The 25,604-nt window shown below is 65.4% G+C and carries 26 protein-coding genes; 9 read left to right on the plus strand and 17 right to left on the minus strand.

The genetic code is table 11. From position 1 onward, the window contains the following. Positions 1–480 precede the first annotated feature (480 nt). From ACLD7X_RS07260 to ACLD7X_RS07290, 7 genes are all read right to left on the minus strand, one after another. Positions 481–3,528, minus strand: coding sequence for an AAA family ATPase (locus ACLD7X_RS07260; protein ID WP_411422866.1), 3,048 nt, complete (start codon positions 3,526–3,528; stop codon positions 481–483). After that, the gene (locus ACLD7X_RS07265; protein WP_411422867.1) at positions 3,525–4,712 is read right to left on the minus strand and encodes an exonuclease SbcCD subunit D; all 1,188 of its coding nucleotides are present in this window, start codon (positions 4,710–4,712) and stop codon (positions 3,525–3,527) included. Before ACLD7X_RS07265 ends, ACLD7X_RS07260 begins: the two co-directional genes overlap by 4 nt. Before the next feature lie 15 nt (positions 4,713–4,727). After that, the gene (locus ACLD7X_RS07270; protein ID WP_411422868.1) at positions 4,728–6,326 is read right to left on the minus strand and encodes an HIRAN domain-containing protein; all 1,599 of its coding nucleotides are present in this window, start codon (positions 6,324–6,326) and stop codon (positions 4,728–4,730) included. A gap of 88 nt (positions 6,327–6,414) precedes the next feature. Then, positions 6,415–9,996: a TM0106 family RecB-like putative nuclease gene (locus tag ACLD7X_RS07275; RefSeq protein WP_411422869.1), complete on the minus strand. Its 3,582-nt coding sequence runs from the start codon at positions 9,994–9,996 to the stop codon at positions 6,415–6,417. Positions 9,997–10,608: 612 nt separating this feature from the next. Continuing rightward, positions 10,609–11,397: an Nmad3 family putative nucleotide modification protein gene (locus tag ACLD7X_RS07280; RefSeq protein ID WP_411422870.1), complete on the minus strand. Its 789-nt coding sequence runs from the start codon at positions 11,395–11,397 to the stop codon at positions 10,609–10,611. Then, positions 11,394–11,969 carry a hypothetical protein gene (locus tag ACLD7X_RS07285; protein WP_412007175.1) on the minus strand — a complete coding sequence of 192 codons (576 nt, stop codon included), beginning with the start codon at positions 11,967–11,969 and terminating at the stop codon, positions 11,394–11,396. The genes ACLD7X_RS07280 and ACLD7X_RS07285 overlap by 4 nt, the downstream gene beginning before the upstream one ends. Before the next feature lie 175 nt (positions 11,970–12,144). Beyond that, a complete protein-coding gene (locus ACLD7X_RS07290; protein ID WP_411422891.1) occupies positions 12,145–13,176 on the minus strand; it encodes an IS256 family transposase in 1,032 nt (343 codons plus the stop codon). Between the two features lie 196 nt (positions 13,177–13,372). On the opposite strand from ACLD7X_RS07290, the gene ACLD7X_RS07295 reads away from it, so the two are divergent. From ACLD7X_RS07295 to ACLD7X_RS07305, 3 genes are all read left to right on the plus strand, one after another. Continuing rightward, entirely contained in the window at positions 13,373–13,846 is a 474-nt protein-coding gene (locus ACLD7X_RS07295; protein ID WP_412007176.1) for a hypothetical protein, read from the plus strand. A 15-nt stretch (positions 13,847–13,861) separates the two neighbouring features. Beyond that, positions 13,862–13,972, plus strand: a complete 111-nt coding sequence (locus ACLD7X_RS07300; RefSeq protein WP_411422873.1) for a helix-turn-helix transcriptional regulator — start codon at positions 13,862–13,864, stop codon at positions 13,970–13,972. 303 nt (positions 13,973–14,275) lie between these two features. Continuing rightward, positions 14,276–14,866: a GIY-YIG nuclease family protein gene (locus ACLD7X_RS07305; protein ID WP_411422874.1), complete on the plus strand. Its 591-nt coding sequence runs from the start codon at positions 14,276–14,278 to the stop codon at positions 14,864–14,866. A 113-nt stretch (positions 14,867–14,979) separates the two neighbouring features. On the opposite strand, the gene ACLD7X_RS07310 is transcribed toward ACLD7X_RS07305, so the two are convergent. Both ACLD7X_RS07310 and ACLD7X_RS07315 read right to left on the minus strand, forming a co-directional pair. Further along, positions 14,980–15,612: a site-specific integrase gene (locus tag ACLD7X_RS07310; protein ID WP_425625123.1), complete on the minus strand. Its 633-nt coding sequence runs from the start codon at positions 15,610–15,612 to the stop codon at positions 14,980–14,982. Between the two features lie 1,037 nt (positions 15,613–16,649). Then, positions 16,650–16,907 carry a DUF6932 family protein gene (locus ACLD7X_RS07315; protein ID WP_411422876.1) on the minus strand — a complete coding sequence of 86 codons (258 nt, stop codon included), beginning with the start codon at positions 16,905–16,907 and terminating at the stop codon, positions 16,650–16,652. 183 nt (positions 16,908–17,090) lie between these two features. Here ACLD7X_RS07315 and ACLD7X_RS07320 point away from each other — a divergent pair, with 183 nt between their 5' ends. Further along, complete coding sequence (locus ACLD7X_RS07320) at positions 17,091–18,545, plus strand: DUF6880 family protein (protein WP_411422877.1); 1,455 nt, start codon at positions 17,091–17,093, stop codon at positions 18,543–18,545. A gap of 165 nt (positions 18,546–18,710) precedes the next feature. On the opposite strand, the gene ACLD7X_RS07325 is transcribed toward ACLD7X_RS07320, so the two are convergent. The 7 genes from ACLD7X_RS07325 to ACLD7X_RS07355 form a co-directional block, all read right to left on the minus strand. Beyond that, the gene (locus ACLD7X_RS07325; RefSeq protein WP_411422878.1) at positions 18,711–19,031 is read right to left on the minus strand and encodes a hypothetical protein; all 321 of its coding nucleotides are present in this window, start codon (positions 19,029–19,031) and stop codon (positions 18,711–18,713) included. Further along, positions 19,032–19,271 (minus strand): DUF433 domain-containing protein, encoded by a 240-nt coding sequence (locus ACLD7X_RS07330; RefSeq protein ID WP_411422879.1) that lies wholly within the window; start codon positions 19,269–19,271, stop codon positions 19,032–19,034. It abuts the gene before it with no gap. Positions 19,272–19,341: 70 nt separating this feature from the next. Further along, positions 19,342–20,121 (minus strand): RAD52 family DNA repair protein, encoded by a 780-nt coding sequence (locus ACLD7X_RS07335; protein WP_411422880.1) that lies wholly within the window; start codon positions 20,119–20,121, stop codon positions 19,342–19,344. Positions 20,122–20,158: 37 nt separating this feature from the next. Continuing rightward, positions 20,159–20,368 carry a hypothetical protein gene (locus ACLD7X_RS07340; RefSeq protein ID WP_411422881.1) on the minus strand — a complete coding sequence of 70 codons (210 nt, stop codon included), beginning with the start codon at positions 20,366–20,368 and terminating at the stop codon, positions 20,159–20,161. An 86-nt stretch (positions 20,369–20,454) separates the two neighbouring features. After that, positions 20,455–20,958 (minus strand): siphovirus Gp157 family protein, encoded by a 504-nt coding sequence (locus ACLD7X_RS07345; RefSeq protein WP_411422882.1) that lies wholly within the window; start codon positions 20,956–20,958, stop codon positions 20,455–20,457. Beyond that, positions 20,955–21,344 (minus strand): hypothetical protein, encoded by a 390-nt coding sequence (locus ACLD7X_RS07350; RefSeq protein ID WP_411422883.1) that lies wholly within the window; start codon positions 21,342–21,344, stop codon positions 20,955–20,957. Before ACLD7X_RS07350 ends, ACLD7X_RS07345 begins: the two co-directional genes overlap by 4 nt. 5 nt (positions 21,345–21,349) lie before the next feature. Beyond that, positions 21,350–21,586 carry a hypothetical protein gene (locus ACLD7X_RS07355; RefSeq protein WP_411422884.1) on the minus strand — a complete coding sequence of 79 codons (237 nt, stop codon included), beginning with the start codon at positions 21,584–21,586 and terminating at the stop codon, positions 21,350–21,352. Between ACLD7X_RS07355 and ACLD7X_RS07360 the strand changes: the two genes are divergently transcribed. Genes ACLD7X_RS07360 through ACLD7X_RS07370 form a run of 3 tightly spaced genes read left to right on the plus strand, consistent with a single transcriptional unit; the run spans position 21,585 to position 22,970 of the window. Further along, entirely contained in the window at positions 21,585–22,085 is a 501-nt protein-coding gene (locus tag ACLD7X_RS07360; protein ID WP_411422885.1) for an AbrB-like transcriptional regulator, read from the plus strand. The two genes, ACLD7X_RS07355 and ACLD7X_RS07360, sit on opposite strands and share 2 nt — an antisense overlap. Positions 22,086–22,104: 19 nt before the next feature. Next, on the plus strand, positions 22,105–22,566 hold the full coding sequence (locus ACLD7X_RS07365; RefSeq protein ID WP_411422886.1) for a GNAT family N-acetyltransferase: 462 nt from the start codon (positions 22,105–22,107) through the stop codon (positions 22,564–22,566). After that, positions 22,563–22,970, plus strand: a complete 408-nt coding sequence (locus tag ACLD7X_RS07370; protein ID WP_411422887.1) for a PPC domain-containing DNA-binding protein — start codon at positions 22,563–22,565, stop codon at positions 22,968–22,970. Before ACLD7X_RS07365 ends, ACLD7X_RS07370 begins: the two co-directional genes overlap by 4 nt. Here ACLD7X_RS07370 and ACLD7X_RS07375 read toward each other — a convergent pair. Continuing rightward, entirely contained in the window at positions 22,948–23,145 is a 198-nt protein-coding gene (locus tag ACLD7X_RS07375; protein ID WP_412007178.1) for a hypothetical protein, read from the minus strand. The two genes, ACLD7X_RS07370 and ACLD7X_RS07375, sit on opposite strands and share 23 nt — an antisense overlap. Before the next feature lie 171 nt (positions 23,146–23,316). On the opposite strand from ACLD7X_RS07375, the gene ACLD7X_RS07380 reads away from it, so the two are divergent. Both ACLD7X_RS07380 and ACLD7X_RS07385 read left to right on the plus strand, forming a co-directional pair. Beyond that, a complete protein-coding gene (locus ACLD7X_RS07380; protein WP_412007179.1) occupies positions 23,317–24,654 on the plus strand; it encodes a DUF6880 family protein in 1,338 nt (445 codons plus the stop codon). A 62-nt stretch (positions 24,655–24,716) separates the two neighbouring features. Beyond that, positions 24,717–25,355 carry a HipA N-terminal domain-containing protein gene (locus ACLD7X_RS07385; RefSeq protein ID WP_411422890.1) on the plus strand — a complete coding sequence of 213 codons (639 nt, stop codon included), beginning with the start codon at positions 24,717–24,719 and terminating at the stop codon, positions 25,353–25,355. The last annotated feature ends 249 nt before the right edge of the window (positions 25,356–25,604 follow it).

A 25,604-nucleotide genomic window follows, 5' to 3' on the forward strand; every position in this document is an offset into this window, starting at 1 on the left:
GCGCGGCAATGATGGCGAGATCAGGGGATTATGTTGCCGCAGGCGATGGGCTCGGGGCCTTTGGCGCAGCTCTTATTCTACCAGAACACGTGTACTTCTGATTCTGCAGACCCGCTGCGGTAACTGGCTTCTCCGGGGCTCTGTCTGAGGCGGATGGGCCTGGATGAAGTGTCAGCCAGCTGGCCATCTTGACCACCGGCCTGAGGCTCCAGGCCTGACGGACAGCCGCGCAGCCGCGCGAGGCAACTCCTCGCAACCAGCGCCCCTGATCCACCACCTGCGGCCCGAATACGCACCGCCACCGCAGCCGCGGGAGAGGCGCCGGGCAGAGGTGACCTCAGCCACCCATCCCGGCGGCGGCGAGGAGCAAGGAGATCACGCGAGCGCAAGGGTCGGTGACCGCGCAGCGGCCTCACCGACTCGCGCAGCCCTTGTGCCGTGTGACACCATCACGCCCCGCTGCCGGGGTGGCTCCAAGGCTCAGAGCATGGCCGGGGTGCCGACGCACACCCTTGAGCCCTGATCGCTGGCGAGGACTTCGATGCCGCAGCGGATCCTCTCCCGCAGGGCTCCCACATGGCTGATGATCCCGATCATTCGCCCCCCTTCCCGAAGGCGGTCAAGTTCATCCATCGCCAGCTGCAGGTTGTCGGGATCCAGCGTGCCGAAGCCCTCGTCGATGAACAGGGCATCGAGATGCACCCCGCCGGTATGCGCCTGCACCGTGTCGGCCACACCGAGCGCCAAGGCGAGCGAGGCCTGGAACGTTTCGCCGCCCGAGAGGCTGCTCACCTCCCGCTCCTCGCCCGTGTAGGCATCCAGCACCCGCAGGCCCAGGCCGGCATTGCGGCCACCGCGGCCGCCCTCATCAGTGAGCCGTAGCTGATAGCGACCCGACGTCATCAGCTCCAGCCGCTGGTTGGCATAGCGGCAGATCTCCGCCAGGTAAGCCGAAAGCACCCAGCGCTGCAGGGAGATGAAGGGAGCTGCTTTGCCCAGGCAGCGATCGGCCACAGCACTCAGCAGCTGGGCGCGTTCACGCTTCTGCACCAGGGAAACTTCACCCTCACGATGCTCGCCGGCCAGCCGTTGAATCTCGCCCTGGCCACGGCGGGCTTGGGTGTGGCGCTCCACGGCCGCCGTCCGCGCCGCATCAGCTGAAACCACCATCTCTGCAGCAGCAGCGGTGTCCGGTCGCTCCTGGGGCAGGTCGGCCAGGTCCGGCGAGGCCAGGATGCCGGTCTGCCCGGTCACCTCCTTCTCAAAGGCCTCGATCCGCTGCTCCCACTTCTGACGGACAGGTTCATCCTTGAGGGCCGCTTCCACAGCCCTGACATCGGCAAACTCCGATCCGCTCAGTTCCTTCTCCAGACGGGCTGACGCCTGCTCCAGCCGCGTTGTGGCACTGGTGCTGGCCTGGCAGCTTCCCGCCAGTGCCTTCAGGGCCGCTTCAAGGGGCACGAAGGTCTGGAGCACAGCCTGCGGATCGACACCCTCCCCAAGCTCCTTGACGATTTCCGCTGACAGGGTTTCGGCCCGCTTGGCTTCATCGGCGGCGGTCTGGCCCTGCAGGGCAATCTGCGTCGTCGCCGTCTGGATCGCTACCTCGAGGTCCCTCAGGTCCTGGTCGTGCTGGCTGATCGCCGCCTCCAAGGTGTCGACCGTCTTGGCCAGGGCTTGTGCCGCAGCCAGTGCTTCGGCGGATTGACTGGCTGCCTTGCGGGCAGCCTCAGGATCGTTGGCGGCATCGCCGGCCTTCTCGAGCACCGCCTTGCGTGCGGCCAGGGCTTCGGCGACCGCCACCGCAGCATTCTCGGCAGCGTTGGTCGCCGTGGCCAGAACGGTCTCCGCCGCGGTGATCGCGTCGTCGCTGACGGCATCCTCCGAGGGCTGGGCTGGCGCGGGATGCTCCAAGGAACCGCAGACCGGGCAGGGGGCACCGTCCTCCAGGCCCCCAGCAAGGCGGGCGGCCATGCCGGCGATCTGACGCTGCCGCAGTGCCACAAAGGCCGCGTTCGCCTTGCTCACCTGCGCATCGGCGCTCGTCTTTGCGGCGACGGCATCGCCCTCTCTTTTCTGGGCTTTAGGCAAGGCGTCTACAGCCCCGGCACGCTCGCGGGCCTCCTGGGCCGCCCGCTGCAAACCGTCGAGTTGGTCACGGGCCGAGCAGGCCTTGGTGAATGCTTTGGCGGCCGCTTCCCGCTCCTGCTGCCTCGTTTCCTTGGCGGTGGTGCTGGTGGTTCGCTCCGCTTCCGCCTTGCTGGCCAGCCCAACAGCATCTTCAGCCTTCTTCTTCGCTTGGGCCGCCTCAAGAGCCTTCTTCGCCAGTCCACTCACTTCCGCCCGACGCGCCGCCAGGTCGCTGGTCGCCTCGTTCAGGTCTTCCAGGCTGGGTAGGGCCAGCAGGTCGAGCACGACCACCGAGACCGGCAGGGCCTGCGCGTCGTCCCTGGCACGGATGGCGGCCTGCAACTGCACCTTGATGCTGCCCTGCAGCGTGTTCAGGGCAGCTCGCGCCGATCGTTCTGCATCCACGCTGGTGCGCAGGGCCTCGGCTCTGACAGCAGTGGCCAGCTGCAGCTTCAGCATCTCGACCGTGTCCCGCTGGGCTTCCAGTGCCTCGAGCTTTGCCTTGGCTACATTCCGCCGATCCCAGCGGTCCGCCACCTTGTCGATCTCGGCCTTCGCAGTCTGGGCCGACTTCCAGGTTGCGGTGGCCTGCTTCAGAGCACTGTCCGTTCCCACCACCACCGCAGCAATCTGCTCGATTAGTCGATCCAGGCCCGCCTGATCCGTTGGCACTGCTTCACCGGCTTGCGCCTCCTCCTCTTCCGCCTCACCCTCCGCTGGGGTTGGGGCAAAGGGGCCCCACTCATGGGCAGCCTGGTTGCGCAGCACCTCCTGGGCCCTGTTCTGCTCGGCCACCTCGCCGCGGGCAGCCTTGGCCTTGTCCTCCAGCCAGTAGCCCGCCTGCTCGAACACCACCGTGTCGAACAGGGTCTTGAGCAGGGCCTCTCGCTCGTCGGCCTTGGCCCGCAGCACCTCGGCGAACTTGCCCTGGGGCAGCAGGATCACCTGCCGGAACTGCCCGGCGTTCAGACCCACCAGACCCTCCACTTCCCGGGTGACTTCGGTGGTCCGACTGACGATCACTTCCCGCTCGGTGCCGACCAGCCGGTAGAGCGCTGCCTGCGGCGCCTTCTCGGTGGTTCCCTCCCCCCGGGTCTTGAGGGCTATGTAGGCAGGGGAACGCTCCACCAGGTAGCGGGCCCCGCCGGAGGAGAACTCCAGGCTCACCCGTGGCACCGCCGCGGGTTCGGCGTGGTCCGATTTCAACGCCTTGACGCTGCGATCACCCGACACCTCCCCGTAGAGCGCGAAGCAGAGGGCATCAAGCAGGAAGGTCTTGCCGGCACCGGTGGTGCCGTGGATCAGGAACAGGCCTTCCTGGCTGAGCTCATCGAAGCCGATCTCCACCGGCTCGGCGTAGGGCCCGAAGGCCTCGATCCTGAGGTGATGGGGTTTCACCGCTCCCCTCCCTTGCTGACCGCTTCGAGGGCCTCCTGCAGGAGTTCAGCCTCCGCTTCGCTGGCTTCTCGCCCCTGCTGATCCGCGAAGAACGACGTCGCCAACGCCAAGGGCGAGGTGGACTGCCGCACCTGTTGATTCCGCTCACTGGCGGTGGAGCGGACCACATCCGGCGGCCGGTGTCGCAATTCGGCCACGTGGGGGAACCGCCCGCGCAGGCGAGCCATGGCCTGCAGGGGCAGCGCCTCGTCGGTGAGGATCACCCGCACCCGAGCCTCCTCGGCCGAGGCGAACTGCGGATCCGTAAGCAGTTGCTCGATCCCACCCTTGATGGTGCACAGCGATCGCCCCACCCCCAGGGGCACGATCTCCACGGCTGCGTTGCCAGCGGCATCCAGCTCCACGATCCGAACCGACTTGGTGTGGTGCTGCTCCGAGAAGGAATAGGGCAGGGGGGTGCCGGAGTAGGCCACCCGTGGTCCATCCAGTTGCTGGGAGCCATGCAGATGGCCCAGGGCCACGTAGTCGAAGCCGGCGAAGGCTTCCACACTCACCCGATCGACGTTGCCGATGGTGAGCTCCCGTTCCGATTCGGAGCTCTCCCCGCCCGCCACGAAGGTGTGGGCCACCAGCACCGAACGGTGATCCGGGCGCCCCTGCAGATCCCGGCGGATCCGATCCAGTGCCAGGCGGGTCACGTCCTCATGGCGCAGGCGGGCCGGCACTGGTGCAGCCTCCTCATCTGCGGAGCTGGCCAGACCTGGCCCATCCACCGCTGGCTCCAGATAAGGGAGGGGGTAGACCGCCACAGGTGAACCTCCAAGCCGTGGGCTCACCAGCACAGGTTCGTGGGCCCGACGCACGTCACCCCGGATCGTCACCCCGAACGAGCTCAGCAGGGGGTCATAGATCGACACCCGCACATGGGAATCGTGGTTGCCGGCGATCGCCACCACCGCGGCTCCGGTCTCTCGCAGTTGGGCCAGGGCGTCGTTGAACAGCTGCACCGCTTCGGCCGGGGGAATCGCCCGGTCGTAGATGTCGCCCGCGATGAGCACCGCATCGACGGATCCCTCCTTGGCCAGCTCCACGATCCGGGCCAGGGCAGCCGCCTGGTCTTCGAGCAGGGAGCCCCCGTGGAAATTCCGGCCCAGGTGCCAGTCAGAGGTGTGAAGCAGCCGCATCAGAGAGTCTTGCTGTCAGTGTCCCGGCACGGGCAGATGCTTGCCGCAGTGGCCGATCACGACCCTTCCCGCCTCAGGATCCCAGAGGAAGTGAACCCGCAGGGTGCGATTCACCGAATCCTTGACGCCGATCTTCAGGTGCTGCCACATCACCACCTCCTCTCCCCGGTAGCTGAAGGTACGTGCGCGCCTGGCCGTGGGGCTCTTCTCGATGCCATCGGATTCGCGGGCCGCAAAGGCATTGGCTCCGAACACCTGGATACCCACCACATCGGGCTGGCCGGCCAGACGGGCTTCTCGATAGCCGGTGGCCAGTCGCCAGAGCCGTTGAAACAGCCGGTCCCCCTGCTCGAAGCCGGCCGCTTCATCAGCTGATTTCCAGGCCGAGTCGAGCACCACGAAGCTCTCCGGGCAGAGCTCCTCCACCAACTCCAGGATGCGGCGGGGCTTGAGACCGGCAGCGGTCTTCTGCAGCACGTCCAGCAATCGATCCGTGAGTGCTTCTTCCGTCTCCTGCGCTGCTGCTGAGGTCAGGACGGATGGGGCCTCCAGGCCTCCACCAACCCCATCACTGAGTTCATAGAAGAAGTCGAGTTCTTCCTGCTTCAGTGCCAGGGAATTCTCCAGCTCCTCGCGCTCCAGCGTCAGACCATCGTTCTCCTTGATGGCCAGGTCGAGCTCCTGCTTGGCAATGGAGAGAGCCTGGGCAAGTTTCTCGGCCTCTGCTTTGGCAAGGTCCTTCTGGTCCTCGGCCTGCTCAGTACGTTTCTGCTGCTGCTGCCGGCTGTTCTCGAGTTCGCGCCGAAGGCGCGCCTCATCGGCGCGGGTGGCGGCCAGGCGCTGGCTGATCTCCTCCTGCTTGCGCTCCAGCTCCTCGAGTCGTTCCTTGCGCTCGCGCTGGCGGGAGGTCTCACTCGGCAGACCGAACTGGGAGCGGATCAGTTGCTCCACGGCTGCCTCATCGGCAGGGGCACGCCCCGTGGAGTCCGTGAGACTCAGGTACCAGGGATAGTGGCGGCCATCCTGGGTGGGGTAATAGCTGTAGCCGCACTTGCTCACGTCGTAGGCCTGGCTGAGCAGCTGCTGCAGTTCACGAAAGGCGGTCTCCGTGCCGCTGATCACCAGCCGCATCTTGTCCGCGCCTGAGGTGCGATCGAAGTCCCAGGCGAAAGCACTGTTGACGCCCAGTTCCTTCAGCCGGCGGCTGGCCTTCTCGATCGGAATGGAGATCTGCAAGCGGAAGGCGTCCCGCCTGGAGGTGGTGGACAGACCCGTGACCACCGCCGCCAGGCCGGTGGCGACATCGGGAACCTCGGCAGCAATCAGCTCCGCCATGTCCTTGGGGATGTAACCGATCCACTGCTCCTGCCAGAACACCTTCACGGCATTCGGGTCCCACGGGTTGTCCGGTTCGTGGCGCAGCAGAAGGGGATCGCCGATGGCGATGCCCAGCGCCATCTTCTCGGGGGCATCCGCGAGGCGATAGGCCAGGAAGGTCTGGAGGATTTCGCCAGTGTTCTGTTGCTGCCGCAGTCGCCGCGCCGCCTGCCTCTCGGCCGAGCCGGCAGCCTCCAGATCCCGTAGCCCTCGAAACAGGTTGCCCTTGGGAGCCATCGGCGGAAGGCTGCATGGCCGTGCTGAAAAGAACCCTAGGTAGCCGCCAAAAGAAAGAGCCCGCTGTTGCAGTGGCCTGTCTGGGGTCTTAGCACTCAGCCATCAACCGGCAGAGGCGGTTGAGCTGGATCACCTCTTCGACCTGGGCGGCGATGCCGCTGGAGAGGGTGGGGCTGCCCACCACGATCGTCAGGCACTGCCCCCGGCTGATCGCCACGTTCAGTCGATGGGGATCAAGCAGGAAGCCCAGCCCTCGCGGTGCCTGCTCGGCATCGGAGGAGGTGAGCGAATGGATCGCCACGGCCGCCTCCTGGCCCTGGAACTTATCCACCGTGCCGATGCGGGCCTCGGGGCCCAGGCGCCGCTTCAGGCGGGAAACCTGCACGTTGTAGGGGGCCGTGATCAGGATCTCGCGCCAATCGAGCACCCCTGGTTCGACGCCATCGCGGCCGGCGCGACGGAAGGGTTGACCCTGCAGGGCCGCCACCAGAGCAGCGACCTGCTCCACCTCCTCATCGGAACCGGTGCTGTTGCCCGTGTGAGGCACCGGCAGGAACAGCAGTCCCTGGGCCGGACCCCTCCACTCCACCCGGTTGGCTGCGTTGGCTGCAGCTGCCGTGAGCTCTCCCTCGTAGAAGAGCTCGGACACCACCTGCGCCAGTGGCGGCGCCATGCGCCAGCTGGTGGCCAGGAACACGCCCCGGTCCGGTGGGACCACGGCGTGATGCTCCATCACGTAGTCCAGGCAGGAGAGACCACTGTCCCCCGGGTGAGCAGCGCGGGTGGGCTGGCTGAGCTGCTGCTGATCCCCCACCACCAGGATGTTGCGGGCACAGGACGCCATCGCCAGCAGGTTGGCGAGGGATACCTGGCCGGCCTCGTCGATCACCAGCAGATCAAAGGGTTCCTCCTCATGCTTGGCGAACACGTAGACCGTGCCGCCCACCACCGCCATCTCCGGTCTTAGGTCCTTCTGCAGCACGCAGGAGATACCTGTGCCCTCGAAGGCCTGCTCGTCATCGGGCCGAGGGGAGCTGCCGGTGCACTTCACCACCCTGGCCTTGCTGCCGTTGTTCTCCATGGCTTTCTGGCAGCGACGGAGGAGGTGATTGATCGCCGGATGGCTGTTGGAGCTCACGGCAATCCTCTGGTCCCGGGCCGCCAGGAGTGCAATCACCTCCGCGGTGACTGTGGTTTTGCCGGTGCCGGGCGGGCCCTGCAACGCCAACGCCACACCATCGGCCGTGGCCAGGAACGCCGCCAGATCGGAGGCCGTGCTGTCTGCGGCCTGGCGGGTGCGTGCGTTGATCGGCTCCAGCTCCGGCATCGTCCGGCGCTCAAGCAGATGCAGCATCGCCGCCGACAGGTGCTCGCGATCATCCACCCAGGACCTGGCCTGACGGGCCAGATGGGGCCTGAGATGCTGGCTGATGTCGGGCGGAAACAGGACCAGATCCGTTCGCGCCGGAACGGAGATCGGCCGGCCGGCTTCGGCACGCTCGCGTTCCACTTTGCCGGTGAGCTTCAGCAGAACCGCTCCCTCCTCCTCGTCCACCTCGGCAGCCAGCGAAAGCTCCTCATCGGGCATGTAGAGCCGCAGCAGGTTGCCGGTTGTATTTCTGAGCTTGAGCGGCTGCTCGGTGTCGAAGCGGTAAGTGAGCTCCTTGTGGGTCGCGCGGGCAGTCTGTTTCTCCTCGATGGACTCAAGGGTGGCAGCGGCAATCACCTCGGCATCGGCAAAGCGTTCGTCGGGGTTCTGCTCCAGCCGATCAAAGAACGCCCACCATTCCACCTTGCGCTCGCGCAAATGGAACGGCAGCAACTGAGCCAGAAGGCGATGCAGGCGAATGCTCAGCTCCCTTGGCCCCTGCGCCGCCTCGGCCGCCTCGGTGGCGGCTGCCGCCGGATCATCCACACCTGGAGGCGGTGGCTGGGGCGTGTCCCGCCGTTCTGCTGGTAATTCCTCCAGCAGGACCTCGGAGGTGCGCATCAGGGTTTCGATCGCTTCCCGGTTGCGCTGGGCCTGCGCGCTCTCTGCAGCACCGGCCGAACCGAACTCGGCCTCTTCCTCGAGCCGGCCTGGCAGCACGAGCGGCCTCTCCGGCAATCCCAGCAGGCGCCGCTTCTCCAGCAGGAAGTCATGCAGCCGGGCGGTGGAGAGGCAATCCTCCCGGTTGTAATCCTCGATCGCCTGCAGTCGTGGACTACCGGCGGGGGCTTCTCCGGCTCTTCGTGGTTCACCTGAACGCAGCCACTCGGCGTACTGAACAACGGAATCCGCAGCCGTTTCCACCGCTCCCTCCCGGGCCGGCTGATACAGAAGCTCCACCTTCTTGATGGAGTAGCTCGGTGCGCCCAGCAGCAGGCCATGGCGCACGATCGGATAGAGGTCCACCAGTACCCCCTCGGTGAGCCACTGATCGATCAGTCGTTCGCGGGTCTGATGACGGGCGGCGAGGGTACCGAGCGCGGTTTTCTCATAACTGGCGTAGTGGTAGACGTGCAGGCCTGGATGACGCTCTCTGCGCGCGGCGATCCAGTCGATCAGGCCTTCGAAGGCTGCCTTCTCTTCCGGCAGGTCATGGGCCCACCAGGCCTTGAAGGCAATGTCAGTGCTTCCCGGTTCGCGGAAGCACACCCCGAACAGGTATTCGAGCTTGGTTCCGGTGATCGGATCGGGGTAGCCCTCCATGTCGAACCACACATCCCCCTCATCCGCCAGGGGCAGGGCGCCAAGGCCCCGCTCCTGCTGATCGGCAGGACGAACCCGGTAGGGCGGGCGGCCGTCGGGCTGGGCTGGCGCGGTCTGGATCTCGGCCTGGGTACGTAGCCGCTCGAGAATCTCCGGATCCAGACCGCTGACCGTGACGCCAGGCTCCAAAGCCGCCAGGTCATCGATTCTGTGTATGCCGGCGCCACGGAGCTTGGCGCGCTGCGTGCGGCGCATCCCGGCGACCAGGATCAGGTCCTTCTTGTCCTCCAGCCTCTGGTCGATGAACGAGGTCCACAGTCCGTGATCCCCAGGCTCGTCCTCCGGCTCTACCGAAGGATCGAAGCTGCTTCGGAAGTCGCGGTATCGCTGCCTGAGCTGCTCGTACCAGGCCCAGAAGGCGGAGGTGGCGTAGCTGCGGAACCGCTTGCCCCCCAGATACAGACGGAACTGTTCAGGGCGGTGGCCCAGCAGCGGCTCCAGCAGTTCGCAGTAGGCACAGGCCTGCACCAGATAGATCGGCTTGGGATGGCTGGAGAGCTTGCATTCGATCGGGCGGTAGCTCCAGCTCCCCAGCACTGAGGGGGTGTCCTCCACCCGCTCGAGCAGGTCTGCCCAGCCGCGGATCTCGCCATTGCGGAGCGCCGCCTGATGGATGAACTGGCGGCCTTCCCGCATGGCCGCCAGGGTGTTGGCATAGTCCTGCTCCTGGGGTGGGCCAGCGGGATCCACTGGCTGCTGCCGATGGACATCCGCCCCAGCGGCTTCCAGATCAGCCAGCAGCACCTCCTCGTGCTCATGTCCAGAAGCGAAGAGCAGCTCATCGAGGCTGGTCACATCCGGGCGATGTTCGGTGAAGAGCTTCTGGGCAGCCAGCTCCTCCCACCAGGCCCCGATCACAGGGCTGCGGCTGAAAAGGGCCAGCTGCGACGGAGTAACCAGGCGGTCAGTGGTGCTCAAGCTCATGACGTCAGAAGCAACTCATGCGGTGTCCCTCCGTGGCATCCGCAAAGGCTAGAGAGCCGTTGAAGTCTCTCCAGCAGCTCGTCGCACAGCTTGCTCTTGCCGGACTGACCATCTTCCTGAGCGTCGGAGGAGCTAGGTCTTGCACAACAGCGCTCGCATGTCGCCCTCGAGCTGCCGCTCGCACTTGAGCATGCTCTCGACAGGCGAAACGCTCTGATGCCCAGAACTGTGCGCGCAGTGCATCCTTGGCTTGCATGCCCCCGTACCCTTGGCGCAAACGACGGTAGGTGGTCTTGATGTTGCATCATTGGCGCTGCAGACATCAGCGACTGACTTGACCTGGGCGATCAACTGCTCCGCGGTCCACTGCTTCGCCCAAGCCCTTCGAGTTACAGCAGCTTTCGGATGGCCTCCTCGGGGGTGTGGGGGGATCGTTGGGTGCTGGAGTCACCGGCCCAGCGTGGCCGTATCAGGACTCTCATTCGCCCTGGACCAATTATAGGAGCCACGTCACTTCCCTTGTGTTTCCGCCAGTTTCGGCAGGAAGGCAGCGTGACCAAAGGCGAATCCGTGAGGAGGCTCAGCTCCAGAAAAACGGCTGGGGCCCTATTGGCGGGGAAACTGAAGCTTGGATAGAATCCACTCCAATGAGGCGGGATGCTTGTCACAGTCGATGACATACTCCTGTCCTGGTGACTTGGTGGCCAATACTGCAGTTCCATCACCAAGGTCGGTATAGTTCTTCCTGGTATGACGTGAAATCGTCTGGGATGATTGGCAGGAAGGAACAAGGGCTGATGGGACACACCAGTGGCTCATCTTTTCGCCATAGGAGAGGCGAAGACATGACCGAAAGATATCGAACGTGCCTGCTCCGGGGAGACCATTGACTCCATCAATATTGAGCTTGTCTGTGGCCGTGTAAATCGCGTTACTACTGTGTGGCTTGAGATAGGGGCAAGCATGTGGGTGATCACGAAGCCAGTCAGGAAGGTTTTGGAGACCAGGCCAATAGATATCCCCAACTTGCAACCATCCCCAGATGACATGACTACCTTTAGCTGGGAGTCCTGGACCGTTGAACCATCCATAAAAGACGAACAGATCTCCCTTCCCAACTCCTTGATTGAGTAGGTGGGTGAGGGCAGCATCACACTGTCCAAAGGCGGGCTTCCAGCCAGGCTTTCTTGATCGTGCCTGCTTCCGTAAATCAGGATCAAGGTGGGCTGGACCTGAAAGGACTTGAGGGAGGCCGCGGATGGAATTGTAAGTGATTCCATGCTTGAAGCCATCTTCTGGAATTGGAATACTGATCATTGAGCCGTCGCTTCCGATTGGGCTCGGACGTTTGCCATAGCTACTATCGGAGCCTTTGCGACTGAGGATGAGCTTCATCGCTTCCACTGCTTTGGTTTCCCGCTGGCAAAAGCACAGAATGCCGTTTCCAGCTGATAAGGCTTCATCCCCCGCCACTGATTAGGCAACTCATCAAGACAGATATAACGTTGCCGAGGAGGGAGCCTACGGCCCAATGCCATCTCGACACCCCGCCTGCAACCGTCATGCAGGTAAACATACTCGGGCGCCAATCCAAGTGAGCAAGCAATCCAATCGGCGATGTCGTATGTGAGAACACTGTTACGAGAATTCTCCCAAGCGGGATCAGGGCCAGCCATCAGCTCCTGCTCGACCAATTCCAAAAGATTGTCGAAGTCTGTGCAAGCACGAATATCGTCAATGCACCTGATGAGGGCCTTGGTGGCCTTTTGCGAACGAGTGGCCATGTTGTTGAGTTGCCACTTACGGTGGAAGTGAGGGTGCCTCTTACTGGCATTCTCCTTTCCAAGACAGGCAGCGTTGATAGCAGACTCAAGCGAAAGCCTCGAATACCAGTTCCGAGTCGCCTCTTCGTCGTAGTACTCAGTAGAGCCCTTATACTCTGATGGATGATTAATGGAGCAAGCCACGATTCTCAGTTCCTGTAGGGGGTGATGTTCCGTTGTGATCTCAGCAGATAAGGCCTGGATTGAGCAGACCTATGGAATCGAAGTGGTTCATGAAGCCAAGAGGAGCAGCTCTATTCGAGATGCATGGTTTAATCGATTGCCTACTGTGAAAGTCCTGGATGCAAGTACGTACTCATCATCCTTGCCATGAGGAGTAATGACATCCCCAATTCGGGGGAATCCATGGCGGCGGGTGGAGGTTAGGGTCAAGACAACAGTCCTCCTTGGCCTGCTCCATCAAGGCAGCGGCCGCCGGGAACTTTTCGCTGAGCATCGTGATCACCTGCTCCCACTGCGGCTCCACCGCCTGGGCTTCTGGCTGCACAAACACCGAGCGCAGGGCGGCAGCCACCATGTCCTGGCTGCCCTTGGGCACCTTGATCAGCAGGTTGCGGGTGAAATGGACGCAGCAGCGCTGCCAGCTGGTGCCCTGGCAGCACCGGGCGATCGCCTTCTTGAGGCCGGCGTGGGCGTCGCTGATCACCAGCTGCACGCCAGAGAGCCCTCGCTCGCGCAGGCGCCGCAGAAAAGCGGTCCAGAACGCCTCGTCCTCGCTGTCGCCGACTTCAATGCCGAGCACCTCCCGCTGTCCGGTGCCGGTGATGCCGACCGCGACGATCACAGCCCTGGAGATCACCTGCCTGCGGGCCGGATCCCGGCCGTGCAGGTAGGTGGCATCGAGGTAGATGTAGGGGTAGCGGCTGAACTCCAGCGGCCGGCCCAGGAAGGCCTGCACCTGGGTGTCCAGCCCCTGGCAGATGCGGCTGACCTCCGATTTGGAGATGCCGCTCTCGCAGCCCAGAGCCGCGACCAGCTCATCCACCTTCCGGGTGGAGACGCCGGAGACGTAGGCCTCCATCACCACGGCCCACACGGCCCGATCCACCCGGCGACGGGGTTCCAGCAACGAGGGGTAGAAGCTGCCTGTGCGGAAGCGGGGGATGCGCAGCTGGATGTCGCCGGCCGGGGTGCTCAGCAGCCGCTCCCGGATGCCGTTGCGGTGGCCCCGCCGTTGGGTGGTGCGCTCATGGCGATCGGCTCCAAGGGCAACAGCGGCCTCGGCCTCGATCAGGGCCTGTAGGCCCTGGCGCACCAGTTCGGGGATCAGGTCACCGGCGGTGCCGCTGCCAAGCAGTTGCGCCAGCTCATGGGCGGCAGAATCGGAGATGGGCCTGGTCTGGTCTCAGGAAGGTGGTAGTGCTCCGAGCAGGGTCACAGACCAGCCCACCCATTCCCCCGCAGGGTCTTTGAGGAAGAGACCGTCAGCACCTGCTACGCCGGTGCTGCTCCTCAGGATTTACACCACTCGGTGGGACGCCCCCTTATGGCTCATGCTGAGCGTGCTGGCACCAGGCTGGGATTTGGTGGCCACGGCCGCTGAACCCCAGGAACTGCTTGACCAGTTGGCATCTCCAGATGCTCCCGAGGCCGGCGTGGTGATTGCCGACCCCACGGGTCTATGCAGCCGTTGTGTGGTCAGCTGCCTTGGTGTCACGGACTGCTGCCCCCTGCTGGGACACCGTGAGCTGATTGGCAAGCTCCCTCCTGTCCTCCTGTACCTGAGGGAGGGTGATGTCCGTCTGGCCTGCCAGGTGATGGCCGCAGGAGTCCGAGGCTTCCAGCTGCACCCTCGGCGGTTGATGGGTCTGCGCGACGCGGTTCTGGCCATCGTGCAGGGCGGGATCTGGATCGATCCGGATCTCTCGGCAGACCTCACTCAGGTGCTCCAGAGGGAGGCCCTTGAACGTGAAAACAGCGGGGTGGAGCCGGATGTTCAGCTCAGCGAGCGGGAGAAGGACGTTCTCCTGGAACTGGAGCGTGGTCTGCGCATCAGTTAACTGGCTGCCAAATTGATGGTGTCTGAAAACACCGTCAAGACCCATCTGCGAAGGATCTACGAGAAGTTGGGCGTTGACAACCGTCACGACTCCGTGTCGCGGTGTCGGCCGACTGGTCAGCTTTAAGGCGAGTCCCAATTTTTCCCAGAAGTTCGCCAGGGACAGCAAGCGAATGCTTCGCTTTAGTTCATGGAATAACCGGCAGTTAAACCTGGAGATCAGCTAAACAGAAGCTCGCCAGCTTCAGGCTACCTGGATAGGAGTGTAACCAGAGTCCCAACCCATAGCGACACCTATCCCCCATTCGGGGGATTTCACGAGAAACCAGCTTGAAGGACAGTGTAGGTGCTGAGAGGCGGCCCCACACTTCACCGCAGAAGCAACCGGAATCTCCCAGCCCCAATGACGACAAGACCACACTAGTCTCCGATGATGAATTACGTCTATCTCAAGAGGTGGTCACTGCCTGGCGGCACAGCCTGGCACAAAGTCGGTATCACCAATAGCCCCCTTCGTCGTGATGCTGAGCAGAATGTCCTGCCAGTACCCGCAGAAACACTTGCCTGCGTCAGTGTTGGCGACAGGGAAAAAGCTTTCGCAGTAGAGACCGCCATTCGCCGGATGCTGATCAACCAGAACATCACAGGCGCTGATAACCGTGAGCTATTCTACTTAGCAGAAGAGCAGGTTGCAGCTGTGCTGCAACTCCTTGACGATGCAGCCAAGGGTCGTTTCACCCCACCTCCAGTGCCTAGTGTCGCAACCGCTGAGCGACGCCGTGCGACTCCAATTACAGGACTCTTCACTTTTGCCTCCTATAGGCCAAGTGAGCGCAAGCCTGAGCACGTTCAGCAATGGGATGCCATTCGGGACCGCATCTTGAAGGATGGTCCTCTCACGTTTGATCAACTGGTGAGAACCATTGAAGGGCTTGTCAGTGATGCCCAGCGGGCACGGGGCGGCGCACCTGCAATGGTGCGCTACATGATCAAGCAACTAGGGGCACTGGTGCCCACCTGATCACCCCTACATTTCAATAACCTCCAACAAGCTATGTTAATACACCTAAATCACTAGGTATGTATTGAAATCTGTGCGGCTATGGAGGGGTCGGCGTATGCAATGCCAATCATCTAACGACCCAGCCGTGCAGCTGCCCGCTCGAAGGCATCATCCACCACGTCATCGCCGCACCATTTGCTGTAGGCCGCCAAGTGTGTCTCGACACTATGGCCCATAGCCGCAGCAGCGACCTTGGGAGGGAGCTCACAGATCAGGTGGGCACGATGCGCATAGCCATGCCGTGCCGAATACAGAACGAGCTTCTCGCCGGCTGCTTCGTAGTTCTGGCGCAGCTCCTGCCAGCGGCGCCGCCGGCGCATGTAGAGACCCAGATCCTCGGCGCCATAGCCAGGCCGCATCGGCGGCAATGGCTGGCTCTTGAACGTCTCCAGCAGATTCCAGCTCTCAGCCCAGTCGTCACAGGGAAGAAGACGCAGAGGCCTGGGCTGGGTCTCGCCGCGACTGGTACTTTTCCGGTACTCGCACCACAGGCGATTGCCTCGGATCTGAAGGTGCTGGAGCTCCTCCGGCCTCAGGCCATAGGCCGCCAGCAGCTGGAAGGCGAAGCGCCAGCGTGCGTCGGGGATGGCGTCCACCAACTCCAGAATGTGCTTCACCTCCAGCGGGGTCGTGATGGTTTTCGCTGCTCGCTTGCGGCCCACGTAGGGATCAAGATCGAGCGGTGGTGCCCATTCTGGGGTCAAGGTTCCGCTATCAACCCCCCAACGCAGCAACGCTGCGGTCTGCTGCACCTGGATCTGCCGACCGCGGGCTCCGGGTTGCTTGGACCAGCGTGCCGTCACGGCTTCCAGTAGCTCCCTGGGGTTGGTTGGCGGTCGCTTCCCCTCGAAGAAAGCCAGCAGTTCAGCCATACGGCGCTGATACACGCTGTTCCAGGTCTGCGGCTTGATGGCGCCGCTGCTCAGCTTCCTCGCCTTGAACCGCTCCACCAGGGCAGGCCAGTCAATCGGCCCAGAGCCTGAGGCTCCAGCCTGCTCATCGCCCGCCAGCGCGGAGTCGATGGCTTGATCTAGGGAGGAGCCAGCGAGGTACGCATTGTGAATTGCCAAGACGGCGTCCCGAATGGCATCGGCCTGCTCATGGCTCCACTCGATAGGCAAGAGCACCTGATGCCGCCCGGTCCTCCCGTCCACCGTGAGGCGCGTGCGACCCCGGAAATCGGAGACGCGCCAGCCGCTGCTCGTGCCCCGCTGGGCAAGGGAAAGGCGCAGGCCGGAGCGCAGCACCGACGCCCACGTGCTCGAGGCCCTAGAACTGCCCATGTGAGCAAATATGTGAGCAAATCGGCCCCAAAAGCCTGGCATGGCTGGGCATCACCTGTCACGCCCTTGCAGCCCAGAAGCCTTGTACAGCAAGGGCTTTTGGCCGTGATCGCAACGTTGGTGCAGGGTCTGAGGAACCCAAAAAAGAGGGCTTTGGGAGCACTAGGTCGCAGGTTCGAATCCTGTCGCCCCGATTCAGTCGCTGCAAGGGTTCTCGAAGGTTTCGGGAGCTCTCATTTCGTCTCCAGAAGGGGCAATGTACGGAAAATGTACGAATGCCGGGCCTCGACGGCCGTTGCCCGGCCCGTTTCGGGTCGTTGTACGAGCGATGTACGAACGGCGCCTGAGGGCCAGGGAGCGAGTGCTTCATGCAGAGTCCCCACGCGTCCGTGGCGAAGACAACACGCCCCTCTCTCCGCCGAGGCAGGAGGAAGGGGCATTCGACCTTGCAGCCGATCTCAGTCCGTTTCGAGCAGGTGAGGTAAGCGTGCAGTCGCTTCGCTCATCGCCTCGTTGCATCGCTCCAGGTGATAGAGCACCAGCGGTGCCTCAGGGCCCATCGCCGGCTCCAGTGCTTCCGTGAGGAACTGCCGCAGCTGGCCGAGCAACCGCTGACGACAGGGATTCCATCCCAGCAGGGCATCGAGCTGCTCGAGCGTGCAGCAGTGAATTCCCTCCTCCAGATAGCCATGGGGATCGAAGCGTGGGGGCGCCATCCTTCAGGTCACCTCAGGATTCCCACGGCTGACGGTCCTGATGGGGTGACGGTGCATGGCGCCAGGATGCTGCGCGCTTTATACCCAGGCCAGCGGTGGCTGGGACACCGCTGGTGGTTGTGCGGCGAAGAACCTGGCCAGACTGGGTGCTTAAGACCCAGCTCATCCCGGCGTCTCCCCCTGATGCCCCGCTCCTCTGCCCTGGATGCCAAGGCCCTGCTGGCCCTCGGGCCGGAGCGCCTCACCGAGCTGCTGCTGGAGCTGGCCGCCAGTGACCCGGCGATCAAGCGGCAGCTCAAGCTGGCCGTGGCCTCCTCCTCCAGCCCCCGGGAGGCCGCCGGCCAGGTACGAAAGAGGCTGGCCACGATCGCCCGCTCCAGGCGTTTCCTCGAGCGCGAGCAGCGCCAGCTGATCCGCAAGGACCTCACGGCCCAGCTCGACGCCATCACCGGGCCGATCGCCCAGCGCGATCCCGCGGCCGCCCTGGATCTGCTGTGGCAGTTCCTGGAGCTCGGCGACAACGTGCTCGGCCGCTGTGACGACAGCAGCGGCCTGATCGGCGACATCTTCCGCGACGCCATCCGCCAGCTGGGCCCGATCGCCGCGGCCGCCCAACCCGAGCCGCTGGCCTTGGCGGAGCGGTTGTTCGAGGCCTTCTGCCACAACGGCTATGGGGTGTTCGACGACGTGATCCAGCAGCTGGCCGAGCCCCTGGGCCCGGTGGGACTGGCGGCGCTCAAACAGCGCTTCCAGCAGCTGGGTGAGGAGCCGGTGCCGGTGCCGCCCAGGGAGGAGTGGGAGCAGGTGGGCTACGGGTCCGGCGGGCCCACCTATGCCCACGAGCGAGAGGAGAGCTCACGCCAGTGGACCGTGAAGCTGGGCCTGCAGGCCGTGGCGGAAGCCAGCGGCGATGTGGATGGCTTCATCGCCCAGTACGCCCCGGAGCAGCAGCGCTTTCCCCGCATCGCCGCCGAGATCGCCCAGCGCCTGCTGGCCGCCGGCCGCGCCGAGGAGGCTCTGGCTTTCCTCACCAGGGCCACCCCCGATCGATCGCGCTGGCCCGAGATGAGCTGGGAGCACAGCCACATCGCCGCGCTGCAGGCCCTGGGCCGCAGCGAGGAGGCCCAGGCGGCACGCTGGAACTGCTTCGAGCGCTGCCTCGACGGCAGCCTGCTACGCGCCTACCTCGATCAGCTGCCGGCCTTCGAGGACGTGGAAGCCGAGCAGCGGGCCATTGCGATTGCCCTGGCGTACCCGAGCCTCACCCAGAGCCTCTGTTTCCTGCTCAGCTGGCCCTCGGCCCTGGCGCAGACCGCCGAGCTGGTGGTGAACCGGCGCGGCGAACTGGAAGGCGCCCAGTACGGGGTGATGGGGGCCGCTGCCGAGAAGCTGAGTCAGGACCACCCCCTGGCGGCCACGCTGGCCCTGCGGTCGATGGTCGACTTCACCCTCGCCGAGACCCGCTCCAGCCGCTACGGCCACGCGGCCCGCCACCTGCAGACCTGCGCGCTGCTCAGCCAACGCATCGATGCCTGGGGCGACATCCCCAGCCATGAGGCCTACATGGCAGCCATCCGCTCGGGCCATGGCCGCAAGAGCGCCTTCTGGCAGCGGATGCGGGAGCTGGGGCAGAGCTGATTCAGCCCGACGGGACCAAGGGAAGGATGCGTATGGGGTTTCGAGCCGCGCGGGCAGGGCCGCAGACCGGGGGAGAGGGAAACCCATGGACCACTCCAGATGCGTACGCCGGCACGAGCGCGATTGGGTGTTTGGGAGTGTCTTCGGGCGGTGACGTCGGGATCCTCAGGGGATGCGCAGCTCCTTGTAGTCGCCTTGAGCCATGGCGGCGACCGCAGCCTGAATGTCTCCCGTGACCTGGCGAATCCGGGGCCAGCTGGTGGTGGTCAGCACCAGGATCGCGATGCTTCGGCCATGCAGGTTCTGCTGGTAGCGGAGGTTGGTGTCGGTGGTGATAAGGAGCTCATAGCCCTCAAGCTCCGCCAGGCGGATCAGGTCCCCGTTGGTGACGGTGGACCAGCCCAGTTCGTAGGCCGTGGCCACAACGTGGCCGTTCAGTGCACGGCGCAGGGGAACCGGCGTTCCCTGGTCAAACAGGATCCGCACTCAGGCCACGGCCGCCGCCGTACTGCGGGCGGCATGCTCCAGCACCGAGCGGGCTTGCTCCTGCGTGACCCCAGGAAAAAGCTCCACAAACTCCGCCAGGGAGATGCCGTCTTCCAGGTTTTCGAACAGGGCTGCCACCGGGACCCTGGTCCCGCGGAACACCCAGGCACCACTGACCCGCTGCGGATCACGCTCCACCGCGGTGCAGCCAGCCCACCCGAGTTCGGTTTGCGTGCTCATGGCCCCTTTGTGGCCGGACCGCTTCAGGGTAGGCAGCCAGATGGTTTCCAGCTGCCTGGGCCCCTGTCGTTCATGCTGCGGCTTCGTGCTGCACCAGGAAGGCCTCGATCCAGTCGTGGTGGCGCCTCTGGCAGATGCGATCGGCGATGGAGGTGGCCTCCTCCGGCACCTGGAACCGCTTGCGGAAGGCCTTGGTGAAGCCCTCCAGCACCGGCCGGGGCAGACCGCGCAGGGTGTCGAGGATCTGGCGGATGACGGCCGGGTCGAGCGGCGTGAGGCCGGGGTCGTCGCTGGCGCTTGGGGTGGCAGGCGAGGGGCTGCGATGGATCGATCGCGACCCGTTGCTGGCACTGGCAGTCCGAGGAGCGCTGCTCTCCCCTGCCGACTGGGTGACCTCGCGTTGCTGCTTGTCGTAGAGGGCAAGGCCGAAGGGGTTCCCGAAGGTCATCAGCGCCCGCTTCATGGCATCCGTCTCGGCCTCCTTGAGGGCGGATTCATGGGCCTGGCCCAGGTCGGCATCGATGCCGTGGCCAGCACCGCAACCCTCACGGATTACCGCTGCTGCACTGGTGGGGCCGCCGACGGTGACGCGGACCCGGGCGGTGTAGGTGACGCCCCAGCCGGGCCTCTGGTCTCGCCCAATGGTGCGCTCAGCCTGGCTGACGCAGCGGACCTCGATGGTTTCCCGCTGCCAGCCATCGAACCCGAAGATCCGATTGGCTTCCGCGATCACCTGCCAACCCTCCAGATAGGAGACCTTGGAGCGACCCTGCTCGCGCTGGCGCACCTTGGCGCGATCGAGGGGGGCAGACAGGGAGGCGATCTGCTCGGTGGAGAAGGCGCACGTCATGGCTTCGATGGGGGGAGAGGGGGAACAGGGCCCGAAATCAGTGGGCGGAGGTTTGAGGCGGCAGCGGCTCGATCAGCACCCAGCAGGGCGGTTCGCTGCAGTGAATGTGATCGGGCGAGGGCCGGCGGCCCGGCTTGCGGGTGATCGGCACCACCCAGCTGGCCAGGCGGGTGGACCAGATGTGGCCCCTGGGCCGCGGGCTGGTGGGTGTGGTGGAGCTGGCGCTGCAGTAGGCGGAGAGGTCCATAGCTTCTGAGGTGGTGAGGAGTTCAACTGGAGGCGTGTCTGGGCCTGCCGCTGCAGCAGGCCCATGAGGAGGGGGCGCTGCCCCCGTCAGTGGATACGCCAGGAGCGGCGGGAGACGAGCAGGGCGCCAGGGATGAGGTGGCCGGCTTTGAGGGCTTCCTTGATGGCGGTCTTGTCCGGCTGGCTGGTGGTCTTGACGGCGAGCCACTCAGCCGGGAGGGCGTCCTCGTCGTCGATCTCGACGGCCTGGGACTTGCGGCTGGTGAGCTCGTGGTTGGGGAAGGAGAAGCGGGTGGCGCTGGGCTGCAGGCGGGTGAGCACCAGTACCAGCGATTCCTCCAGGGCATCGGCCCGGCCGGCATCGGAGCGCGACAGCTCGGTGAGCCGCTTGGCCTGCTGCTGGCGGTAGGCGGCCTGCCCGCGCAGGTGCTCGATCACCCAGCAGGTTGCATCGGCCTTGGCCGCCAGGGCCTGCTTGTTGCCCTCCTCGGCCAGTAGGGCGGCCTCCTGGCGAGAGGAGGTCAACGCCCCGGCACCGGCCAGGCCCAGGCCGGCTGCCGTCGCCGTCAGCAACGTGCGTCTGGCGATCATCGGGCCGGCCTGAGCACCAAGGGCATCAACGCGTACACCGGCAGCATGGCGAGATAGACGGGACCCGACACCGGGTCCAGGCTGGCGATCCAGTGGGCGGGCGACTGGCCCTCCACCAGGGCGGCCAGGGTCAATTCGGCAGCCAGCAGCAGGGCCAGGGCCAGGCCCCCCACCAGCAGGCAGGCCGTGGCGTTGGGCAACGGCCAGCGGCGAAGCACGTGGCGGGCCGCCAGCACGATCACCACGGCCATCAGCGGCATCTCCGACAGTTCCGCCAGGCGCGCGCCGAGGCGGGGCACCAGCACCAGCACCAGCACGGCCCCCAGCAGAAAGCCGGCACCGAAGACCAGGCTGAAGTAGGTGAAGCCGGCTCGGAGCAGAGGCACGGCGCTCAATCGCGGGGAGGATCCTGTGGCATGGCGGTGCCCTTCACCACGATGCCGTCCACGCTGGGGATGTCCACCGTGAGGCGGCTGGGACGGCCGATGCCATTGACCGGCGGAGCAGGGATGCGGCCTGGCCTCCCTCGAGCAGGGGAGCCGCCGAGGCCGCGGCGGCGGCTCCCGTGGCGGCATCCTCCACTCTGCCGCAAGACCATCTGCAGGGTGATGAGGCCTTCCCGCTTCATGCTGACCGGTACTGATCTGCTCGCCAAAGTCAAGGAGCTGGACGATGCCTCCAAGTCCGATCTGGTGCCCAGCTGCGGCTACGTGAGCTCCAAGAAAGACGGTGCGGAACGGCTGAACTTCACCGCCTTCGATGAGGCGCTGCTGGAAGCCAAGGGCATGAACCTCGGCGGTGGCGGTGGCCGCGGCGGCAGGGGCCGATCGGGGCGGCAGCTCAGCTATGCCACCAAGGTGCAGTTCAACGGCAACCTCATGGTGGGTAAGGCCTGCACCACCCAGCTGGGCTTGGGGTGCCCGGCGATGAGTTCGAGATCAAGCTGGGCCGCAAACAGATCAAGCTCATCCCCCCGGGGGCTGCAGAAGAGAAGTGAGCGACGGGTTCCTGCGCATGAGGGGCCTGCGGTGCATGGCCCACTGAGCCCCGCTGAACGAGACAATCGACACCGGTCGCTGCGTTTCTCTGCCTACGCGAACCACTCCTCTGCAAATACGCCCCTTTGAGGCGGCCGATTGGCCTGGGGTGTGGGCGCTGCTGGAGCCGGTGTTCCGCGCTGGAGAAACTTTCCCCCACGACCCGGCGATCAGCGAAGCCGAGGCCAAGGTGGCCTGGGTGGAACAGAGCCAGGCGGTGATGGTGGCCGTGGATCCCACCGGCGCGCTGCTGGGCACCTACTACCTGAGGCCCAACTCCCTGGCCCTCGGTGCCCATGTCGCCAACGCGGGCTACGTGGTGGCCCAGCACTGCCGCCGCCAGGGAATCGGCAGCAGGCTCTGCCAGCACTCGCTGCAGGCGGCGCGACGGCTGGGGTTCCGGGCGATGCAGTTCAACCTGGTGGTGAGCACCAACACGGCCGGCATCCGCTGCTGGCAGCGCAACGGCTTTCAGGTGGTGGGACCCCTGCCGGGTGCGTTCCGCCACAGGCAGTTGGGTTACGTCGATGCCTTGGTGATGGTCCAGGGGCTGGTGGAGGGGCCTGAGTGATCAAGGTGGTGCCGCTGCGGCTGCAGCCAGGCGATGACCTACGCCTGGCACTGGAGGCCTGGATGGGCGAGCAGCAGGAGCAGGCCGGATGTGTGATCAGCGCCGTGGGCAGCCTGTCGGTGGCCCAGCTGCGCCTGGCGGGGGCACCCGAAGCCACGACGATCCAGGGCGAGCTGGAGATCCTCAGCCTCTCGGGCACCCTCTCGCCCGATGGAGCCCACCTGCACATCGCCATTGCCGACAGCCAGGGTGAGGTGATCGGCGGGCACCTCTGCCCGGGCTCGCTGGTGCGCACCACTGCGGAGCTGATGATCGGCCTGCTGCCGGAGTGGCGCTTCCGCCGGGAGCTGGATCCAGCCACCGGCTACGCCGAGCTGCGGATCAGTCCTCGGGATCTGGGGTGAGAGGCGGCAGGCGCCGCTCCACCTGCAGGAACACCAACCAGGCCACCCCGGCGCTGATGCCGCCGGTCCACTCGTTGCGCAGCAACTCCACGATCGACACCGTGCTGGCGCCGATGCGCAGGCCGCGCAGCAGGAAACGGCCCAGCTTCTCCAGCGACTCCCGGTTCACCGTCATCGGCTGGGACCTGTGCAGGGGAACTTCAGGTTGGCGGAAGGGCTGCAGGTGGGATCTGGAAGTGCTTGCGGGGCTGCACTTCAAAATGCAGGCGCTCGCGGCCGATGGCGCGGATGGGGGCATGCGTTTGAGTCGCCCGGGCGGCATCCTCGTGTCAGCAGAGCTCTGGCCATGGCCGCCAAGCGCACCCTCAACGCCAGGAACCTGGAGGCACTGGGCGCCGCGACGCTGGCGGAGCTCCTGATCGAGGTGAGCGCCGGCCATGCTGTGATCCAGCGACGGCTGAGGCTGGCCCTGGCCGCAGCCGCCGGAGCCGAGGGGGCGGCCCAGGAGGTGCGCAAGCGACTGGCGGCCATCAGCCGTTCCACCACCTTCCTCGATTCCACCAGGCGCAAGGCGCTGCTGGCGGATCTGGAGGCCCAGCAGCAGGCGATCAGCGGGCCGATCGCCACGGCCGATCCAGCCCTGGCGGTGGAGCTGCAGCTGCGCCTGCTGGAGCTGAGCGAGGGGGTGCTGGACCGCTCTTCTGATTCCACCGGTGCGGTGATCGGCCTGTTCCAGCGGGGGGTGGACGCGCTGGCGACCCTCGCCGCCGCAGCTGGCAGCGACCCTCAGGCCCTGGTGGAGCAGGCGGCCGAGCTGTTGCAGGAAAACGGCTACGGCCAGTTCGAGGGGCTGATCCCGGCCCTGGCACCGGTGCTGGAAGCAGCGGGGCTGCTGCGACTGGAGGAGGCCCTGCTGGAGCGCGGTGGCGTCGATCGCTTCACGATGGAGCAACTGGCGCTGGGCCGGGGCGATCTGGAGGGCTACCTGGAGCTGTTCGAGCCCTCCCAGCTCACCTGGCCCGACACCGCCGCCGAGGTGGCCGGCCATCTGCTCCAGGCCGGCCGGGCCGGGCAGGCCCTGGCCGTGCTGGACCATGCCGCCAAGGCGACGCAGATCATGGAGGCCGAGGCGTGGCACGCCACGCGCATTGCCGCACTCGAGGCCCTCGGTCGCGGCGACGAGGCCCAGCAGCACCGCTGGCTGGTCTTCTGCAAAACGCTCTCGATTCCGCTGCTGCGCGACTACCTCAAACGGCTCGATGACTTCGCCGATGTGGAGGCGGAGGAGCGAGCGATGGCCGTGGCGGAAGCGCACCCGCTGCCGCTGGCGGCGCTGCAGTTCCTGGTCTTCTGGCCCGCCTTGCCGCGCGCGGCTCGCTATGTGATCGAGCACGGGGAGGCCTGGGACGGCGACGCCTACGAGATCCATGAACCGGCCGCCGAGCGCCTCAGCGCCGACCATCCGCTGGCCGCCAGCCTGCTGCTGCGGGCCATGGTCGTGTTCGCGCTGTCGATGGGCCGCTCCAAGCGCTACCGCTACGCCGTCGAGCACCTGCGCCAGTGCGAGCGGCTCGACGCCTGCATCGACGACTGGCAGGGGGTGGAGCCCCACAGCAGCTTTGCGGGACGGCTCCGGGAGGCCTTCGGCCAGAAGTGGAGCTTCTGGCAACTGGTGGAGCGCTGAGACATCCCGGCCAAGCAGAGACACTCGTTATTCCTAGTACTTCACGGATACATGGATTTCAAGTGGCTTGGGAATACTCGGAATCCAAGTGCCGGTATGTCGTCCGCCCCACCGCCACTGCCACTGCCAACGCTGCAGCCGAGGAGGAGGTCATCCGCGCCCCCTCCCAGCAGGGTCAGCTGCCGACTGGGTTACGCCGTCAGCGCGGTCTCAGTCAGTCGGCCCTGGCGCAGAAGGCCGGTGGCCTCAGCCAGGCGCGCCTCTCGGCCCTGGAGCTCAATCCAGGCCGTTTCACCCTGGAGCGGATGGGGGAGTGGCGCGTGCCGGGACGGGGCCCGCAGGAGTTCCACTACGACCCTGCCTGGCTGAGCGCGCCACAGTTCCGGCCCCTCTCGCTCTCGCTGCCGGTTGGCCTGGGCACGTCTGCGCTGCGAGGGGAAGTGGTGGAGCGATGGTTCGCCAACCTTCTCCCCGACAACGAGGTCATCCTGAGAAGGCTGCAGCGGCGTTTCTCCCTGCGGGGCACCAGTGCCTTTGAGCTGCTGGAGGCAGTGGGGCGCGACTGCGCCGGGGCCGTCCAGTTGCTTCCCCCGAGGAGGGGCCCTCCGGCCTGGATCGCCTTGAAGCCACGCCGCTCTCGGTGCGGCTCGATCAAGTCAAACATCCGCATTCCGGAGGTTTCCGCGAGGGCGTCCAGGTAGGTCTGACACCGGTCGCTCTCGCGATACTTCGTCCACTGTTTGCCGTTGGCTTTGCATATCGCTGCAGGGCCACATGCAGTGGATGACCACCATGCTGCTGGCCAATGGCTATGCCCCCGACACCGTGCTCGTGGGGCCTGACGTGACCCCCATTGCTGGTCCAGTTCTTCTGAGAGCTGGTGGGTCGTCAGGCCGCTCTCCACTGCTGGAGGACCTCCAGGGGCGTACGCCCCTGGAGCGCCGAATGCG

The sequence above is a fragment of the Aphanothece microscopica RSMan92 genome (assembly GCF_046613545.2).
Lineage (GTDB): Bacteria > Cyanobacteriota > Cyanobacteriia > PCC-6307 > Cyanobiaceae > NIES-981.

Coding starts and splice junctions, on each gene's coding strand:
- ACLD7X_RS07270 (WP_411422868.1), bottom strand. CDS start 6,326: ATGGCTCCCAAGGGCAACCTGTTTCGAGGGCTACGGGATCTGGAGGCT.
- ACLD7X_RS07340 (WP_411422881.1), bottom strand. CDS start 20,368: ATGGACCTCTCCGCCTACTGCAGCGCCAGCTCCACCACACCCACCAGC.
- ACLD7X_RS07300 (WP_411422873.1), top strand. CDS start 13,862: ATGGTGTCTGAAAACACCGTCAAGACCCATCTGCGAAGGATCTACGAG.
- ACLD7X_RS07360 (WP_411422885.1), top strand. CDS start 21,585: ATGCTGACCGGTACTGATCTGCTCGCCAAAGTCAAGGAGCTGGACGAT.
- ACLD7X_RS07380 (WP_412007179.1), top strand. CDS start 23,317: ATGGCCGCCAAGCGCACCCTCAACGCCAGGAACCTGGAGGCACTGGGC.
- ACLD7X_RS07355 (WP_411422884.1), bottom strand. CDS start 21,586: ATGAAGCGGGAAGGCCTCATCACCCTGCAGATGGTCTTGCGGCAGAGT.
- ACLD7X_RS07330 (WP_411422879.1), bottom strand. CDS start 19,271: ATGAGCACGCAAACCGAACTCGGGTGGGCTGGCTGCACCGCGGTGGAG.
- ACLD7X_RS07315 (WP_411422876.1), bottom strand. CDS start 16,907: ATGGCGCCCCCACGCTTCGATCCCCATGGCTATCTGGAGGAGGGAATT.
- ACLD7X_RS07335 (WP_411422880.1), bottom strand. CDS start 20,121: ATGACGTGCGCCTTCTCCACCGAGCAGATCGCCTCCCTGTCTGCCCCC.
- ACLD7X_RS07320 (WP_411422877.1), top strand. CDS start 17,091: ATGCCCCGCTCCTCTGCCCTGGATGCCAAGGCCCTGCTGGCCCTCGGG.
- ACLD7X_RS07345 (WP_411422882.1), bottom strand. CDS start 20,958: ATGATCGCCAGACGCACGTTGCTGACGGCGACGGCAGCCGGCCTGGGC.
- ACLD7X_RS07280 (WP_411422870.1), bottom strand. CDS start 11,397: ATGAAGCTCATCCTCAGTCGCAAAGGCTCCGATAGTAGCTATGGCAAA.
- ACLD7X_RS07265 (WP_411422867.1), bottom strand. CDS start 4,712: ATGCGGCTGCTTCACACCTCTGACTGGCACCTGGGCCGGAATTTCCAC.
- ACLD7X_RS07375 (WP_412007178.1), bottom strand. CDS start 23,145: ATGACGGTGAACCGGGAGTCGCTGGAGAAGCTGGGCCGTTTCCTGCTG.
- ACLD7X_RS07305 (WP_411422874.1), top strand. CDS start 14,276: ATGATGAATTACGTCTATCTCAAGAGGTGGTCACTGCCTGGCGGCACA.